The following is a 17302-nucleotide window of genomic DNA, read 5'->3' as shown; positions in this document are numbered from 1 at the left end:
GACAGATTCTATAAAAGACTACCTAGACGAACTTGAGGACTTTTTAAAACAATATATGCAAGGTGAGTGGACCTGGCGAGACGCTGTCCAGCCAGAAATTCTTAAAAAGCCAATTCCTGGTCCTCGTGGCGCAGATGGTGCACGTGGAGAGCGTGGTGAAACGGGTCCCGCAGGCCCAGCTGGTCCTGCAGGGCCACGTGGTGAACGCGGTCTTGAAGGGAAACCTGGTTTACCCGGCCCTCGTGGCGAAGCAGGTCCTGTCGGACCTGCTGGTAAAAATGGCGAACGCGGAGAACCTGGTGCAGTTGGTGCTCGTGGCGAGCGCGGCCCCCAAGGTGCTACTGGTCAGCAGGGACCAAAAGGCGAAAAAGGCGATCCTGGATTAGTCGGCCCTCAAGGCCCACGCGGTGACAAGGGTGAAACCGGTGACCGTGGTGCAGTTGGTCCCCAAGGCCCAGTTGGACCTGAAGGAAAACCTGGTCATGACGGTGCTCAAGGCATTCAAGGTCCTAAGGGTGACAAGGGAGACCGCGGCATCCAAGGTCCTCAAGGTGAAGCAGGTCATGATGGCGCACCTGGTGTTCAAGGTGAGCGTGGGCCTCAAGGAGAAATCGGCCCTAAGGGAGATAAGGGAGACCGTGGCGAACAAGGCCCTCAAGGGGAAATCGGACCTAAGGGTGACCAAGGTATCCAAGGTCCGCAAGGTGAGGCCGGTCATGATGGTAAAGACGGCCATGATGGCGCACCTGGACCAAAAGGCGAAAAAGGTGATCGTGGTGAGCAAGGCCCACAGGGAACTCCACAAATCCCTGACGAGCCAGAAGTTGATCCACCACATACACCTGATCAACCTCAAGTACCAGAGGTGACCCCTCAACCTCAGCCTGCGCCAGAACGTCCACACGTTCCTCAGCAACCTGAGCAGCCTCAAACTCCTACTCCTAACCAACCAGAACAGCCAAGCCAACCTAAGCAAGAACCACAAGAGCAACAACCAGCTCCAGCTGACACTAATAACCAACCTAAGGCAGCGCAGCCAAGAGCTCAGGTTGCACCAGCAACCGTTGTTGCTCCAAGAGCTCAACGCTTACCAGCAACCGGTGAGAAGGCTAACCCGTTCTTTACCGCAGCTGCGCTAGCTGCCATGACTAGTGCTGGTGTCCTCGTTTATCAATCCAAAAGAGAAAAAACAAACGCCTAAAACTAATCCTATTAAAAGAATTATATCCACTACACATAAACAAAATTGGGTTGACAGCTAACAAGGACACCAACTAGCCACTTATCGTGCAGCAAGAACTGCCAGTAAAAGGAAAGTTCATTGTCAACTGTAGCGGGTGACTTATAGCTAAGCACGAGAAGAGACAATAGCAAAAGCCTATTGAAAAAGTCATCGTTTGATGGCTTTTTTTGCTACACTAAAGTTGAGATGATGGTATGCTTGATAGTCAGTTGACTTTAGCTATTAGTCCCTATTCAAAGGCCTTTTGCAAGCCGATTTACCAGTATTCAGAAAAAGAGATTAAGGTAGGGTTTCCTAGTAAACCTTAAGAAGATACTATTGAAGCTAAATTAAGCTATACACAAGAATGAATATCAGTCCTAGAAAAGCACGAAGCCTTGACCACTCTGCCTGTTGTTTTACAAAAATTAAATTACCTTAAAGAAACTGTGGAGGATGACTGAGAGCACTTGGAATCTTTCTGTCAAAGAAGAGGCAAGAATTGCTCATAAGTCAGCGAATAGTTCCTTTTACGGGTCTTTGTGGTGGGGGAGATTCCCATTACAAATGACAAAAAATCATAGTGCTAAAATGATAGAGAGCCTGAAAACATCGGGACTAGGGTAGAGCAAGCTGTCTAGGTATAGTAGAAAAGGCGTCAAAGGCTGGCTACCAGTTTTTGATACTGGCATAAGGTGGATATAGTTGGTTGATACTGCTGTCTGCTGTTCAAAAGTGCCGGATTCAAGCCTCATTTAGCCAAAAATAAAGGCTTTTTGCCATTTTTATTGATTTGATTAAAGGCTTTAGCTTAATTTTATGTGAAAAGAAAATGGAACTGGTGGTGGAAAATTGAAAGTTTGAAAAAAAGTTCACATTTTATTGTGAAACTATTTACAAACTTTCTTTTTGTGGTATACTATTTTTGTAAACAAATTGTGAAACTTTTAACAATCTTATTTTAAGAGGAGAATCAAATGGTGGAACAACAAATGTCGCCTGAACAAAAACAACAAGAAGCACAAGCACACGTTGATGAACGCGTCGAAAAAGGTTTGATTGCCTTAGATGCCTTTCGACAATTAAATCAAGAACAAGTGGACTATATTGTTGCTAAGGCTTCGGTGGCTGCCCTTGATGCCCATGGTATTTTAGCTAAACATGCAATTGAAGAAACAAAACGGGGTGTTTTTGAGGACAAAGCAACTAAGAACTTGTTTGCTTGTGAACACGTGGTTAACAACATGCGCCACACTAAAACTGTTGGTATCATTGAAGAAGACGAAGTTACAGGGTTAACACTGATTGCTGAACCAGTTGGTGTGATTTGTGGTATTACGCCGACCACCAATCCGACTTCAACCGCTATTTTTAAATCATTGATTGCCTTAAAAACACGCAATCCCATTATTTTTGCCTTCCATCCTTCCGCTCAAGCATCATCGGCTCATGCCGCACAAATTGTGCGTGATGCAGCGGTTGCAGCAGGGGCGCCAGAAAACTGTATTCAATGGATTACTAAACCTTCTATGGAAGCAACCAATGCCTTGATGAATCATGATGGTATTGCCACCATTCTTGCTACTGGTGGAAATGCGATGGTGCGGGCTGCTTACTCTTGTGGGAAACCTGCTCTTGGCGTTGGTGCTGGTAATGTTCCAGCCTATGTTGAAAAAAGCGCTGATATTCGACAAGCTGCTCATGATATTGTCATGTCCAAATCCTTTGATAATGGAATGGTGTGTGCTTCTGAGCAAGCTGTTATTATTGATAATGAGATTTATGATGCTTTTGTTGAGGAATTCAAATCCTATAAAACATACTTTGTTAATAAAAAAGAAAAAGCTCTGCTTGAAGCATTTTGCTTTGGTGTCAAAGCAAACAGCAAAGATTGTTCAGGTGCCAAATTAAACGCTGATATTGTTGGTAAACCAGCAAGCTGGATTGCTGAGCAAGCAGGCTTTACAGTGCCAGAAGGCACCAATATCTTGGCAGCAGAATGTGCACAAGTTGGCGTACAAGAACCCCTTACCCGTGAAAAATTATCACCAGTTATCGCTGTTCTTAGGGCAGAGTCAACTGAGGATGGTCTTAATAAGGCCCGGCAAATGGTGGAATTTAATGGCCTAGGCCACTCAGCAGCTATTCATACCAAAGATAGTGCCCTAGCCAAGCGTTTTGGTACCGTCATGAAAGCTATGCGGATTATCTGGAATTCTCCGTCAACCTTTGGTGGAATTGGCGATGTTTACAATGCTTTCATTCCATCATTAACACTTGGTTGTGGTTCTTATGGCCGTAACTCTGTAGGAGATAATGTTAGTGCCATCAACCTCTTGAACATTAAAAAGGTAGGAAGACGTAGAAATAATATGCAATGGTTTAAGGTTCCTTCAAAAACATACTTCGAACGTGATTCTATTCAATATTTACAAAAAGCGCGTGATGTCGAACGGGTCATGATTGTGACAGACCATGCTATGGTTGAGCTTGGTTTCTTAGATCGTGTTATTGAGCAACTTGATTTGCGCCGTAACAAAGTGGTTTATCAGATTTTCTCAGATGTGGAACCAGATCCTGATATTACAACCGTTCAAAAGGGAACCGAGCTTATGCGGACCTTCCAGCCAGATACCATTATTGCTCTTGGTGGTGGTTCTCCAATGGATGCAGCTAAGGTTATGTGGCTCTTTTATGAACAACCTGAGGTTGACTTCCATGACCTTGTGCAAAAATTCATGGACATTCGTAAGCGTGCCTTTAAGTTCCCTGAACTCGGTAAGAAAACCAAATTCATTGCTATTCCAACAACTTCTGGAACCGGATCAGAAGTAACACCCTTTGCCGTTATTTCTGATAAGAAAATTAATCGTAAATACCCTATTACAGACTACTCATTGACACCAACGATTGCGATTGTCGATCCATCCTTAGTGATGTCAGTTCCAGGCTTTATTGCTGCTGATACTGGTATGGATGTTCTTACCCATGCAACAGAAGCCTATGTATCTCAAATGGCTAATGATTTTACAGATGGCTTAGCCCTACAAGCAATCAAGATTGTGTTTGATTATCTGGTGCGTTCTGTAAACGATGCTGATTTTGAAGCGCGTGAGAAAATGCACAATGCTTCTACCATGGCTGGTATGGCCTTTGCTAACGCCTTTTTGGGTATGAGTCACTCTATGGCCCACAAAATCGGTGGGGTCCATCATACCGTGCACGGCCGCACCAACGCCATCTTGTTACCATATGTCATCCGCTACAATGGTACGCGCCCTTCTAAAACCTCAACCTGGCCAAAATACAATTATTGGAAAGCTGATGAAAAATACCAAGACATTGCTCGCTTACTTGGCCTGCCAGCTTCCACACCAGAAGAGGCAGTGGCATCTTACGCCCAAGCTGTCTATGACCTAGGTGTTGCAGTTGGTATTAAGATGAACTTCAAAGATCAAGGCATTGACGAAAAAGAGTGGATGGATAGCCTGCATGACATTGCCCTGCTGGCTTACGAAGATCAATGCTCACCAGCCAACCCACGCTTACCAATGGTAGCCGACATGGAAGAAATTATGGCCGATGCCTACTATGGCTATGCCAAACGCCCAGGCCGTCTCAAATAAGGGCGTTGGTTACTATAATGCAAGTAGAGTCAGCAAGGACAAGGGTGCTGGCTCTTTTGTGTCATCGCGCTGCAGTATTACTTAAGGTCAGCTAGGAGCCAATAGTCTGCATCAAACCTTACAACTCCTAGCTTGCGCTCTTTTGAATTGGCTTTTTCTGTGGAAATGCTAGCTAAGCAGACTTGCCGCTTGCTACCTTTACGCAACAGCTAAGCGGACCAGCTCTTTTTGCTGTCGTTAGGTGCTGACTTTTTAGTCGCACCTTTTCTTTGTGGGATTTGCGTCGGGTGCTAAGCAGATAAGTTTTAGAGAGATTAGACGGTATTGTTAACTGGTAAAGTATATTTTCAGAAAATTTCAGTAAGAATAACTAATTTTGTTGACAGAGTATGTGAAATAAAGTACAATGTATTTGGAAAACGGTTACAAAATGATGTTATAGCCATAACCATTTGTATTAACATTAAGGAGGGATTGTTATGAAAGCCGTAGTTGTTAACAAAGAAGGTACTGGAGTTGAGGTTGTAGATCATGAACGACCAAAGGTAGGCCATGGTGAAGCACTGGTTAAGGTGGAATATTGTGGGGTCTGTCACACCGATTTACACGTTGCTCATGGTGATTTTGGGAAAGTGCCAGGTCGGATCTTAGGACACGAAGGTGTTGGTATAGTAGAAGAAATTGGTGAGGGGGTCGATTCACTTAAAGTAGGTGATCGTGTCTCTATTGCTTGGTTTTTTGAAGGTTGCGGCCACTGTGAGTATTGTACCACAGGACGTGAAACGCTGTGCCGTAGTGTCAAAAATGCTGGTTACACCGTTGATGGTGGAATGAGTGAATACGCCTTGGTTACTGCTGATTATGCAGTAAAAGTACCTGAAGGTCTTGATCCTGCCCAAGCATCCTCCATTACCTGTGCAGGAGTTACTACCTACAAAGCTATCAAAGAAGCTGGAGCAGCTCCTGGTCAATGGATTGTTTGCTTTGGTGCAGGTGGTCTAGGTAACTTGGCAGTACAATATGCCAAAAAGGTCTTCAATGCGCATGTGGTTGCAGTGGACATCAACAATGATAAATTAGCCTTAGCAAAAAAACTTGGTGCGGATCTTGTGGTTAACGGCAAAGAAATCGAAGATGTTGCAGCCTATATCCAAGAAAAAACAGGTGGCTGTCATGGAGCAATCGTGACAGCAGTCTCCAAAGTTGCTTTCAATCAAGCCATTGACAGTGTGCGTGCGGGTGGTACAGTCGTTGCCGTTGGCTTACCATCAGAATATATGGAACTTTCAATTGTGAAGACTGTTTTAGATGGTATCAGAGTAGTTGGATCACTAGTTGGGACACGTAAAGACTTAGAAGAAGCCTTTGCCTTTGGAGCTGAGGGCCTTGTGGTACCAGTAGTCGAAACTGTCGGTGTGGATACTGCTCCTCAAGTCTTTGATGAAATGGAAGCAGGCAAAATTCAAGGCCGTAAAGTTTTAGATTTTACCGCTCTCTAACACAGCTAACGTCAGTATCAGCTTTTAGCTTGTAAGGACAGTGCTAAAGTATCAATGGTAGTTTTCTTCCTATTAAAATAGTCAGTTATCAGCTTTTTGGAAATAACTCGCTCGTGACGTATAAGAAATAGGTTTGGCAAGCTTGGGGCGAACACATGCTCTTGCCATAACTTAGTAAAAAAGACAGGAAAAATTGCTTTCCTGTCTTTTTAGGGTTCTTCGCTTCTAGTGAGGAGATGAAGAATCAAGCCCAAGTTAGCCCTGTCTTTGGTCATTATTGCACTTAAGGCTAGGTAATACATGATAGATGTTACAGAGCTTTTTTCGTTCGTTGTCTCTTTTTTTGCTCTCTTTATTCTTGTGATTTTAAAGGAAGAAAAAAGCTGGTCAGTCAATCTCCTTAGATCTAGTAAGGCACACTAATTGGCAGATTTTTGGTGCAGATCAGGTAGCTAAGCATTGTGTTCCTGGTTGAAATGCCCCGCCTTTTTAGATATGATGACAGTAGAAATAAGAAAAGAATATCCTGTAGAAAATGAAATGATTGCTTTTTGAGGTGGATGTTATCAGGCATCAATCACCCTACAAAAAACACGCACCTTGTTAGGGTGGTTAGCTGACTGAGTGCCTTTAAGCTTCTGGCTAGTATAAACAAAAGCTTATATGGTTAGTCAAATGACGAGCGCTGCTGCTTGGCTAAGCTTTTTCCCTCTTGGTTTGGTGATGGGGGAGGACCTGTCTTTAATGGTTGCGGCAGCTATAGACGGGTAAACAGTAAAAATAGGTCGCAGTCAGTCAATCCATCTAGCTTGGTTTTAAGTAATTAAGTTGGCAGGGTATCATTAGGAACATAGAATATGCCAAATAATAGAAGAAAGTTGTTAACAGTAGCCTTGCCAGCAATGGTGGAAAATATTCTCCAAATGCTGATGGGGTTAGTGGATAGTTATTTAATTGCTAAAATCTCCTTAGTTGCTGTTTCGGGGGTGGCCATGGCTAATAACCTTTTAGCTATCTACCAGGCCATCTTTATTGCCATCGGCGCAGCCGCCACCAGTCTTGTCGCTAAGGCTAAAGGGGAATCAGATTATAGTAAGCAACAAGCGTACATAGCAAATGCACTCCTTTTAAGCTTGCTGCTGTCTTTCATTTTAGGGCTTTTGAGTTTTTTCTTTGGCTACCCTTTGTTACATTTATTGGGAGCTGAGCCACTGGTAGCTCAAACAGGGGCTAGCTATTTAGCTATTGTTGGTGGCTTGGTGGTGAGCCTGGGGCTACTAACCGTCTTAGGAGGGATTGTACGAGCGCTGGGCTTTCCCAGATTGCCAATGGAAGTTAGCTTAATCACCAATATCTTAAATGCCGGATTATCACTGTTGGCTTTATTTGTCCTTGGTTGGGGACTAACAGGTGTTGCCTTTGCGACGGTTATAGCGCGCTTTCTGGGTGTTTTGCTCTTAGTTCGGCAGTTACCCCTTGGTCAACTTCGCTTTAAAAGCCCAGGTCACAAAATGGCAGAAGTAATGGCAATTGCTTTGCCGGCAGCCGGCGAACGCCTGATGATGCGGCTTGGCGATTTGATGATTCTCACGATTCTTGTCCGATTAGGGACAAAAGTCGTAGCAGGAAATGCCATTGGCGAGAGCATTTCACAGTTCAATTACATGCCAGGCCTTGCTGTGGCGACCGCAACGCTACTCTTTGTCTCTGAAGAAGTCGGTCAGGGTCATCCAGAGCGCGTCAAGAAGCTAGTACGGGACTCCTATTGGCTGAGCCTAGGAATGATGCTAGTGATAAGTGGACTGGTTTTCTTATTTGGTGATAGTCTCTCTAGTCAGTTCACTAGCGACAGCCTGGCTAAGGGAGCTAGCCTAACGGTTTTAGGCTATTCCTTACTCTTTGCACCTTGTACGGCAGGAACACTGGTTTACACAGCATTATGGCAGGGCCTAGGCAATGCGCGCCTGCCCTTTTACGCCACGACCATCGGGATGTGGCTGATACGGATTCTCGGTGGTTACTTTCTCACTGTTTCGGTTGGAATTGGCTACGCGGGGATCTGGATAGCAACTGGCTTAGACAACGCCTTTCGCTGGTTCTTCTTGTTGCGCCTTTACGCGAAGCAATTAGCAAAAAAGAAAAAAGACGAAGTCGATGAACTAAATAGTGAGGCTTAGCAAAAGGGAGTGTTAAGAGAGCTCTAAGTGCCAACTGCCTTTTAGAGAGTTTTTCCAAATAGACAACTAAAAAAAGCGAATAAACCCTTGCATTGGGTTTATTTTTCTGATATTATATTATGGTGCTGTTAAAAGCAGCTTTTAGCTATGATACGAGAGGTTGCGACACGCTCGGTTGCATTGCCACGCAAGGGCTGTTGGTTTTCTCGAGGAGCTAGCCTATTATCGTAAATAGACGAGAGGAGAAAAGATGGCAAACAAAAAAATCCGTATCCGTTTGAAAGCGTACGAACACCGTACACTTGACACAGCGGCCGAAAAAATCGTTGAAACTGCAACACGTACAGGTGCTACTGTAGCTGGTCCAGTTCCACTTCCAACAGAACGTAGTCTTTACACTATTATTCGTGCGACTCACAAATACAAAGATTCTCGCGAACAATTTGAAATGCGTACACACAAACGTCTTATTGACATTGTGAACCCAACTCAAAAGACAGTTGACGCTCTTATGAAATTGGATCTTCCAAGTGGTGTAAACGTTGAAATCAAGCTTTAATTAGCTGGATACGGCCGAGGCAAGCGCGTGTTTAATCCTAATTGAACACAGGCTAAACTTTTTGTGAAAAAGCTAAATCTTCGGATTTTCTATTTTCAGTTTGAGTTTGATGCCTCGAGCATCTTGATTTGAGCACAAAAAACGCTCGTAAAAAACTTTTTTGAGCATGAAAAACGCTCATTAAAAACTTTTTGAAATATATAAGGAAAAGGAAATATTTTCTCATGACAAAAGGAATCTTAGGGAAAAAAGTGGGAATGACTCAAATCTTCACTGAATCTGGTGAATTTATCCCTGTTACTGTCATTGAAGCAACACCAAACGTTGTGCTTCAGGTTAAAACTGTCGAAACAGACGGTTACGAAGCAGTCCAAGTTGGTTTTGATGACAAACGTGAAGTATTGAGTAACAAACCTGCCAAAGGCCATGTAGCAAAAGCTAACACAGCTCCTAAGCGCTTCATTCGTGAATTCAAAAACATTGAAGGCTTAGAAGTAGGATCAGAAATTACAGTTGAAACTTTTGCAGCCGGCGATGTTGTTGATGTAACTGGTACTTCAAAAGGTAAAGGTTTCCAAGGTGTTATCAAACGCCATGGTCAATCACGTGGTCCAATGGCTCACGGTTCACGCTACCATCGTCGTCCAGGTTCTATGGGACCTGTTGCGCCTAACCGTGTTTTCAAAAACAAACATTTGGCAGGCCGTATGGGTGGTAACCGCGTAACCATTCAAAATCTTGAAATTGTCCAAGTTGTTCCAGAAAAAAATGTTATCCTTATCAAAGGTAACGTACCAGGTGCTAAGAAATCTCTTATCACTATCAAATCAGCAGTTAAAGCTGCTAAATAATAAGAAAGGAGAAAACAGTTAAAATGGCAAACGTTAAACTATTTGACCAAACTGGTAAAGAAGTTAGCTCAGTTGAATTAAACGATGCTATCTTTGGTATTGAACCAAACGAATCAGTTGTTTTTGATGTTGTAATTAGCCAACGCGCTAGCCTTCGTCAAGGTACACATGCGGTTAAAAACCGTTCGGCAGTATCTGGTGGTGGTCGTAAACCATGGCGTCAAAAAGGAACTGGACGTGCACGTCAAGGTTCTATCCGCTCACCACAATGGCGTGGTGGTGGTGTGGTCTTTGGACCAACTCCACGTTCATACGGATACAAACTTCCACAAAAAGTTCGTCGCCTTGCTTTGAAATCAGTTTATTCAGCAAAAGTTGCTGAAGATAAATTTGTAGCTGTCGAAAGCCTTTCTTTTGCAGCACCAAAAACTGCTGAATTTGCAAAAGTGCTTTCAGCACTTAGCATTGATTCAAAAGTACTTGTACTCATTGAAGAAGGAAATGAATTTGCAGCTTTATCAGCGCGTAACCTTCCAAATGTTAAAGTTGCAACAGCAACAACTGCAAGTGTACTTGATATCGTGAACGCAGACAAACTTCTTGTAACGAAAGAAGCAATCTCTACAATTGAGGAGGTTCTTGCATAATGAATTTGTACGACGTAATCAAAAAGCCAGTAATCACTGAAAAATCAATGTATGCTCTTGAAGAAGGGAAATACACATTTGAAGTGGATACACGTGCGCACAAACTACTAATCAAACAAGCTATCGAAGCTGCGTTTGAAGGTGTGAAAGTTGCAAGCGTGAACACTGTTACTGTTAAGCCAAAAGCAAAACGCGTTGGTCGTTATACAGGGTTCACTTCAAAAACGAAAAAAGCTATTGTAACACTTACGGCTGATTCAAAAGCTATTGAGTTGTTTGCAGCAGAAGCTGAATAATCTAAGGAGGAAATAACGTGGGTATTAAAGTTTATAAACCAACGACAAATGGCCGTCGTAACATGACTTCTTTGGATTTTGCAGAAATCACTACAAGCACTCCTGAGAAATCATTGCTTGTTTCGCTTAAAAACAAAGCAGGTCGTAATAATAACGGTCGCATCACTGTTCGTCACCAAGGCGGTGGACACAAGCGTCACTACCGTTTGATTGATTTTAAACGCAATAAAGACGGTGTCGAAGCTGTTGTTAAAACCATCGAATATGATCCAAATCGTACGGCAAACATCGCCTTAGTACACTATACTGACGGTGTTAAGGCTTACATCATTGCTCCTAAGGGACTTGAAGTTGGCCAACGCATCGTTTCTGGACCAGATGCTGACATCAAAATTGGTAATGCTTTGCCACTAGTCAACATCCCTGTTGGTACCGTTGTTCACAACATTGAGCTAAAACCTGGAAAAGGTGGAGAGCTTGTGCGTGCAGCCGGTGCTTCAGCACAAGTCCTTGGCCAAGAAGGTAAATACGTGCTTGTTCGTCTCCAATCAGGCGAAGTTCGTATGATTCTTGGTACTTGCCGGGCAACTGTTGGTACTGTTGGTAATGAGCAACAATCCCTTGTCAACATTGGTAAAGCTGGACGTAACCGTTGGAAAGGCGTTCGCCCTACAGTCCGCGGTTCTGTAATGAACCCTAACGATCACCCACACGGTGGTGGTGAAGGTAAAGCACCAGTTGGACGTAAAGCGCCATCAACTCCATGGGGTAAACCAGCGCTTGGTCTTAAAACTCGTAATAAAAAAGCGAAATCTAACAAACTTATTATTCGTCGTCGTAACGACAAATAATCTGCCACAAGTTGCTTAAAACTTGCTAGGTGAACGTTAGCATAGCTCTGCTATCTATTTCCGCCAACTCGGTAGAGTTTCATAATGGTTTAACTTATTGTCTGTTAGTTTGTTTGAAATGCCAGTTTGATGCAATTGCTGACTGATATGAAAGCATCAAATCAACTCTGCAAGGCAAGATAAGGAACAAAAAGGACAAGCGTTTTACCCTCATTCTCAAGCCGCTGTGGTACATACATTTAAAGGAGAACACTACAAAATGGGACGTAGTCTTAAAAAAGGACCTTTCGTCGATGAGCATTTGATGAAAAAAGTTGAAGCTCAAGCCAATGACGAAAAGAAAAAAGTAATCAAAACTTGGTCACGTCGTTCAACGATTTTCCCAAGTTTCATCGGATATACAATCGCAGTTTATGATGGACGTAAGCATGTACCTGTTTACATCCAAGAAGACATGGTAGGTCACAAGCTTGGTGAATTTGCACCAACACGTACCTACAAAGGTCACGCAGCTGACGACAAGAAAACACGTCGTTAATAGGAGGAGGACACAATGGCAGAAATTACTTCAGCTAAAGCAATGGCTCGTACAGTGCGTGTTTCACCTCGTAAAACACGTTTAGTACTTGATCTTATCCGTGGTAAGAAAGTTGCTGATGCAATCGCAATCTTGAAATTCACGCCAAACAAAGCTGCTCGTGTTATTGAGAAAACTCTTAACTCAGCAATTGCTAACGCAGAAAACAACTTTGGTTTGGAAAAAGCTAATTTGGTCGTCTCTGAAACATTCGCAAACGAAGGACCAACTATGAAACGTTTCCGTCCACGTGCGAAAGGTTCAGCTTCACCAATCAACAAACGCACAACTCACGTTACAGTAGTTGTAGCAGAAAAATAAGGAGGTAAAATCGTGGGTCAAAAAGTACATCCAATTGGTATGCGTGTCGGAATCATCCGTGACTGGGATGCGAAATGGTATGCTGAAAAAGAATACGCGGATTACCTTCATGAAGATCTTGCAATCCGTAAATTCATCAATAAAGAATTAGCTGACGCATCTGTTTCAACTATTGAAATCGAACGCGCAGTAAACAAAGTGATTGTGTCGCTTCATACTGCTAAACCAGGAATGGTTATCGGTAAAGGTGGCGCAAATGTTGACATCCTTCGTGCTCAACTTAACAAATTAACTGGAAAACAAGTACACATCAATATCATCGAAATCAAGTCACCAGACCTTGATGCACACCTTGTTGGTGAAAACATTGCTCGTCAACTTGAGCAACGTGTGGCTTTCCGTCGTGCTCAAAAACAAGCTATCCAACGGACAATGCGTGCCGGTGCTAAAGGAATCAAAACCCAAGTATCAGGTCGTTTGAACGGTGCAGATATTGCCCGTGCTGAAGGCTATTCAGAAGGAACTGTTCCACTTCACACCCTTCGCGCGGACATCGATTACGCATGGGAAGAAGCAGACACAACATACGGTAAACTTGGTGTTAAAGTTTGGATTTATCGTGGAGAAGTTCTTCCAGCTCGTAAAAACACTAAAGGAGGCAAATAACAAATGTTAGTACCTAAACGTGTTAAACACCGTCGCGAATTCCGTGGAAAAATGCGCGGTGAGGCTAAAGGCGGCAAAGAAGTTGCATTCGGTGAATATGGACTTCAAGCGACAACTAGCCACTGGATTACAAACCGCCAAATCGAAGCTGCCCGTATCGCAATGACGCGTTACATGAAACGTGGTGGTAAAGTTTGGATCAAAATCTTCCCACACAAATCTTACACTGCTAAAGCTATCGGTGTACGTATGGGTTCTGGTAAAGGGGCACCTGAAGGTTGGGTAGCACCAGTGAAGCGTGGCAAAGTAATGTTTGAAATCGCTGGGGTTTCTGAAGAAGTTGCCCGCGAAGCTTTGCGTCTTGCTAGCCACAAATTACCAGTGAAAACAAAATTCGTGAAACGTGACGCAGAATAAGGAGAAGACATGAAACTTGAAGAAATCAAAAAGTTTGTTGCTGAGCTTCGTGGCTTGTCTCAAGAAGAGCTTGCAAAAAAAGAAAACGAACTTAAAAAAGAACTTTTCGACCTTCGTTTTCAAGCTGCAGCCGGTCAATTAGATCAAACTGCTCGTTTGAACGAAGTGAAAAAGCAAATTGCCCGTGTTAAAACCGTGCAATCTGAAATGAAATAATAGATTGGGAAAGGAGAAATTCTAATTATGGAACGTAATCAACGTAAAACTCTTTACGGACGCGTCGTGTCTGACAAGATGGATAAAACAATCACTGTTATAGTTGAAACCAAACGTAACCACCCAGTCTATGGTAAACGTATCAACTATTCTAAAAAATACAAAGCCCATGATGAAAACAACATTGCTAAAGAAGGCGACATTGTACGTATCATGGAAACACGCCCACTTTCAGCTACAAAGCGTTTTCGTCTTGTAGAAGTTGTGGAAAAAGCTGTTATTATCTAATCAAACTAAAAGGAGAAAATTGAAATGATTCAACAAGAAACTCGCTTGAAAGTTGCTGATAATAGCGGTGCTCGTGAGATCTTGACTATCAAAGTTCTTGGTGGTTCAGGACGTAAATTCGCTAACATCGGCGACATCATTGTTGCTTCTGTAAAACAAGCTACTCCTGGTGGAGCAGTTAAAAAAGGCGATGTCGTGAAAGCTGTTATTGTTCGTACCAAGTCTGGTGCACGTCGAGCAGACGGATCATACATCAAATTTGACGAAAATGCTGCAGTCATCATCCGTGATGACAAAACTCCTCGCGGGACACGTATCTTTGGCCCAGTTGCACGTGAATTGCGTGAAGGTGGCTTCATGAAGATCGTTTCTTTAGCACCAGAAGTACTTTAATCAACACAAACTAAAAGTCCCCTAGGAAACTCCCTAGGGTGCCCTCAGGGCGTAAGAAATTAATAGGAGAAAAATACCACATGTTTGTAAAAAAAGGCGACAAAGTTCGCGTTATTGCTGGTAAGGACAAAGGCGTTGAAGCTGTAGTTCTTAAGGCTCTTCCAAAAGTAAATAAAGTTGTTGTTGAAGGTGTTGGCATGATCAAAAAACACCAAAAACCAAATGCTGAAAACCCACAAGGTGCTATCGTGGAAAAAGAAGCTCCAATCCATGTATCAAACGTTCAAGTTCTTGATAAAAATGGTGTAGCTGGCCGTGTTGGTTATAAAGTTGTAGACGGCAAAAAAGTTCGTTACAGCAAAAAATCAGGCGAAGTGCTTGATTAATCACGAAGGAAAGGAGAAGCATAAATGGCAAATCGTTTAAAAGAAAAATATACTAACGAAGTAATTCCTGCGTTGACAGAGAAATTTAACTATACTTCAGTAATGGCAGTGCCAAAAGTTGAGAAAATCGTTCTTAACATGGGTGTTGGTGATGCTGTTTCAAATGCAAAAAACCTTGAAAAAGCTGCTGCTGAATTAGCACTTATCTCAGGACAAAAACCACTTATTACTAAAGCTAAGAAATCAATCGCTGGCTTCCGTCTTCGTGAAGGTGTTGCGATCGGTGCGAAAGTAACCCTTCGTGGCAACCGTATGTACGAATTCCTAGACAAATTAGTTAGCGTTTCACTTCCTCGTGTTCGTGACTTCCATGGTGTGCCAACAAAATCATTTGATGGCCGTGGGAACTACACACTTGGTGTGAAAGAGCAACTTATCTTCCCAGAAATCAACTTCGATGATGTTGATAAAGTACGTGGTCTTGATATTGTAATCGTCACTACTGCAAATACTGACGAAGAATCACGTGAATTGCTTAAAGGTCTTGGAATGCCTTTTGCAAAATAATAGGGGGTAACGAAATTGGCTAAAAAATCGATGATTGCTAAAAACAAACGTCCTGCGAAATTCTCTACGCAAGCATACACACGCTGTGAAAAATGTGGACGTCCACATTCTGTTTACCGCAAATTCAAACTTTGCCGTGTTTGCTTCCGTGAGTTGGCTTATAAAGGTCAAATTCCAGGTGTTGTTAAAGCGTCTTGGTAAGAAAATGATACAAAGAGCCTAGCGGACAAAGTGAAAATAGAAAATCTAACCAGGAGCGCTTGCGTTCTAGGAGGATCTATCTTTTTTCATCAAAGCCCAAAGCTCGTGTTCAACTAAGCTCATTGGCTCGGTTGAACAACCTGCCCAGTCGGGCAATAGTAACTAGCAAGTGATTCAATCAAACTGCTAGTAAAAGGAGAAAAAAACAAATGGTTATGACTGACCCAATTGCAGACTTTTTAACACGCATTCGTAATGCTAACCAAGCAAAACATGAAGTGTTAGAAGCACCTGCTTCAAATATTAAAAAAGGAATCGCTGAGATCCTTAAACGTGAAGGTTACATCAAAAACGTTGAAGTTATCGAAGATGACAAACAAGGTATCATCCGTGTTTTCCTTAAATATGGTCAAAACGGTGAACGCGTTATCACTAACGTCAAACGCATTTCTAAACCTGGTCTTCGTGTTTACACAAAACGTGAGGATGTTCCTAAAGTGCTTAACGGCCTTGGAACAGCTATCATTTCAACTTCTGAAGGACTTTTGACCGACAAAGAAGCGCGCCAAAAAAATGTTGGCGGGGAAGTGATCGCATACGTTTGGTAATTTAAAAAGATACTAAGAGCGTCATGGGCTAAGTGAAAATAGGAAATCTGACGCAGAGTGTTTACACTCTAGGAAGATTTATCTTTTTCACAAAGACCATAGCTCGAGTTCAATTCGATTGCAGATTGAATTGACGGTTTCTAATTCCAAACATATTGAACTAATTGAACACGGGCTAAAGTCTGTGTGAAAAAGATAAACTTTTTCTAGAAACCTTGGTTTCATCGTAAAGTTTTCTATTTTCACTATGCCTTTTTGCCCTTAGTATCTTAGTTCACCCCGTGAAAACTAGTCGCGCATGCGGCTTGATAATCTAACAGGAGAAAAATAAACATGTCACGTATTGGTAATAAAGTTATTACAATGCCTGCCGGTGTTGAATTAACAAATAACAACAACCTTGTTACTGTTAAAGGCCCTAAAGGCGAACTCACTCGTGAGTTTAACAAAAATATTGAAATCAAAGTTGAAGGAAATGAAATCACTCTTTCACGTCCAAATGACTCAAAAGAAATGAAAACGATCCATGGGACAACACGTGCTAACTTGAATAACATGGTTGTTGGTGTTTCTGAAGGTTTCAAAAAAGCTCTTGAAATGCGTGGGGTTGGTTACCGTGCACAACTTCAAGGCTCAAAACTTGTCCTTTCTGTTGGTAAATCTCACCAAGATGAGGTAGAAGCTCCAGAAGGCATCACGTTTGAAGTGCCAACACCAACAACTATCAACGTTCTTGGTATCAACAAAGAAGTCGTTGGTCAAACAGCTGCTTACGTTCGTAGCCTGCGTTCACCAGAACCATATAAAGGTAAAGGGATTCGCTACGTTGGTGAATTTGTACGCCTTAAAGAAGGTAAAACAGGTAAATAATAGAAGCCTAGTCAGAGCAGGGCTTGCTTTGATTGGGCAACTACTAACATGTCAAAAAGACATA

The 17302-nt window shown here is 42.6% G+C and carries 21 protein-coding genes; all 21 read left to right on the top strand.

Annotated elements, in window-relative coordinates; genetic code table 11:
- Positions 1–55 precede the first annotated feature (55 nt).
- The 21 genes from K5J94_RS09585 (at position 56) to rplF (ending at position 17238) form a co-directional block, all read left to right on the top strand.
- Positions 56–1201 (top strand): LPXTG cell wall anchor domain-containing protein, encoded by a 1146-nt coding sequence (locus K5J94_RS09585; RefSeq protein ID WP_269437362.1) that lies wholly within the window; start codon positions 56–58, stop codon positions 1199–1201.
- 998 nt (positions 1202–2199) lie between these two features.
- On the top strand, positions 2200–4848 hold the full coding sequence (adhE, locus tag K5J94_RS01460) for a bifunctional acetaldehyde-CoA/alcohol dehydrogenase (RefSeq protein ID WP_221913256.1): 2649 nt from the start codon (positions 2200–2202) through the stop codon (positions 4846–4848).
- A gap of 479 nt (positions 4849–5327) precedes the next feature.
- Positions 5328–6347: an alcohol dehydrogenase AdhP gene (adhP, locus tag K5J94_RS01455; RefSeq protein ID WP_159564883.1), complete on the top strand. Its 1020-nt coding sequence runs from the start codon at positions 5328–5330 to the stop codon at positions 6345–6347.
- A gap of 857 nt (positions 6348–7204) precedes the next feature.
- Positions 7205–8524: an MATE family efflux transporter gene (locus K5J94_RS01450; protein WP_221913253.1), complete on the top strand. Its 1320-nt coding sequence runs from the start codon at positions 7205–7207 to the stop codon at positions 8522–8524.
- Between the two features lie 250 nt (positions 8525–8774).
- On the top strand, positions 8775–9083 hold the full coding sequence (gene rpsJ, locus K5J94_RS01445; RefSeq protein WP_003046044.1) for a 30S ribosomal protein S10: 309 nt from the start codon (positions 8775–8777) through the stop codon (positions 9081–9083).
- A 224-nt stretch (positions 9084–9307) separates the two neighbouring features.
- A complete protein-coding gene (gene rplC, locus K5J94_RS01440; RefSeq protein WP_159545894.1) occupies positions 9308–9934 on the top strand; it encodes a 50S ribosomal protein L3 in 627 nt (208 codons plus the stop codon).
- A gap of 23 nt (positions 9935–9957) precedes the next feature.
- Positions 9958–10581, top strand: coding sequence for a 50S ribosomal protein L4 (rplD, locus tag K5J94_RS01435; protein ID WP_159549473.1), 624 nt, complete (start codon positions 9958–9960; stop codon positions 10579–10581).
- Positions 10581–10877 carry a 50S ribosomal protein L23 gene (locus K5J94_RS01430; RefSeq protein WP_159545898.1) on the top strand — a complete coding sequence of 99 codons (297 nt, stop codon included), beginning with the start codon at positions 10581–10583 and terminating at the stop codon, positions 10875–10877. The genes rplD and K5J94_RS01430 overlap by 1 nt, the downstream gene beginning before the upstream one ends.
- A gap of 17 nt (positions 10878–10894) precedes the next feature.
- On the top strand, positions 10895–11728 hold the full coding sequence (rplB, locus tag K5J94_RS01425) for a 50S ribosomal protein L2 (protein ID WP_159549476.1): 834 nt from the start codon (positions 10895–10897) through the stop codon (positions 11726–11728).
- Positions 11729–11987: 259 nt separating this feature from the next.
- The gene (gene rpsS / locus K5J94_RS01420) at positions 11988–12266 is read left to right on the top strand and encodes a 30S ribosomal protein S19 (protein ID WP_000533765.1); all 279 of its coding nucleotides are present in this window, start codon (positions 11988–11990) and stop codon (positions 12264–12266) included.
- Between the two features lie 15 nt (positions 12267–12281).
- A complete protein-coding gene (gene rplV, locus K5J94_RS01415; protein WP_012657637.1) occupies positions 12282–12626 on the top strand; it encodes a 50S ribosomal protein L22 in 345 nt (114 codons plus the stop codon).
- A 12-nt stretch (positions 12627–12638) separates the two neighbouring features.
- The gene (rpsC, locus tag K5J94_RS01410; RefSeq protein WP_159545902.1) at positions 12639–13292 is read left to right on the top strand and encodes a 30S ribosomal protein S3; all 654 of its coding nucleotides are present in this window, start codon (positions 12639–12641) and stop codon (positions 13290–13292) included.
- A 3-nt stretch (positions 13293–13295) separates the two neighbouring features.
- On the top strand, positions 13296–13709 hold the full coding sequence (gene rplP, locus K5J94_RS01405) for a 50S ribosomal protein L16 (protein ID WP_159545904.1): 414 nt from the start codon (positions 13296–13298) through the stop codon (positions 13707–13709).
- A gap of 9 nt (positions 13710–13718) precedes the next feature.
- Complete coding sequence (gene rpmC, locus K5J94_RS01400; RefSeq protein ID WP_003046054.1) at positions 13719–13925, top strand: 50S ribosomal protein L29; 207 nt, start codon at positions 13719–13721, stop codon at positions 13923–13925.
- A gap of 27 nt (positions 13926–13952) precedes the next feature.
- Positions 13953–14213: a 30S ribosomal protein S17 gene (rpsQ, locus tag K5J94_RS01395; RefSeq protein ID WP_159545906.1), complete on the top strand. Its 261-nt coding sequence runs from the start codon at positions 13953–13955 to the stop codon at positions 14211–14213.
- Positions 14214–14237: 24 nt separating this feature from the next.
- Entirely contained in the window at positions 14238–14606 is a 369-nt protein-coding gene (gene rplN / locus K5J94_RS01390) for a 50S ribosomal protein L14 (RefSeq protein ID WP_159545908.1), read from the top strand.
- 80 nt (positions 14607–14686) lie between these two features.
- A complete protein-coding gene (gene rplX / locus K5J94_RS01385; RefSeq protein WP_159545910.1) occupies positions 14687–14992 on the top strand; it encodes a 50S ribosomal protein L24 in 306 nt (101 codons plus the stop codon).
- A 24-nt stretch (positions 14993–15016) separates the two neighbouring features.
- Positions 15017–15559: a 50S ribosomal protein L5 gene (gene rplE / locus K5J94_RS01380; RefSeq protein WP_159545912.1), complete on the top strand. Its 543-nt coding sequence runs from the start codon at positions 15017–15019 to the stop codon at positions 15557–15559.
- A gap of 15 nt (positions 15560–15574) precedes the next feature.
- Entirely contained in the window at positions 15575–15760 is a 186-nt protein-coding gene (locus K5J94_RS01375; protein WP_018367194.1) for a type Z 30S ribosomal protein S14, read from the top strand.
- A 209-nt stretch (positions 15761–15969) separates the two neighbouring features.
- Positions 15970–16368, top strand: coding sequence for a 30S ribosomal protein S8 (gene rpsH, locus K5J94_RS01370; RefSeq protein ID WP_159545914.1), 399 nt, complete (start codon positions 15970–15972; stop codon positions 16366–16368).
- Between the two features lie 333 nt (positions 16369–16701).
- Positions 16702–17238, top strand: coding sequence for a 50S ribosomal protein L6 (rplF, locus tag K5J94_RS01365; protein ID WP_159549482.1), 537 nt, complete (start codon positions 16702–16704; stop codon positions 17236–17238).
- Positions 17239–17302 lie beyond the last annotated feature (64 nt).

The organism is Streptococcus halichoeri (genome assembly GCF_019774635.1).
In the GTDB taxonomy this organism is placed as follows: Bacteria; Bacillota; Bacilli; order Lactobacillales; family Streptococcaceae; genus Streptococcus; species Streptococcus halichoeri.
The sequence above is the reverse complement of the archived record's forward strand: the minus strand, read 5'-3'. Positions and strand labels throughout refer to the sequence as shown.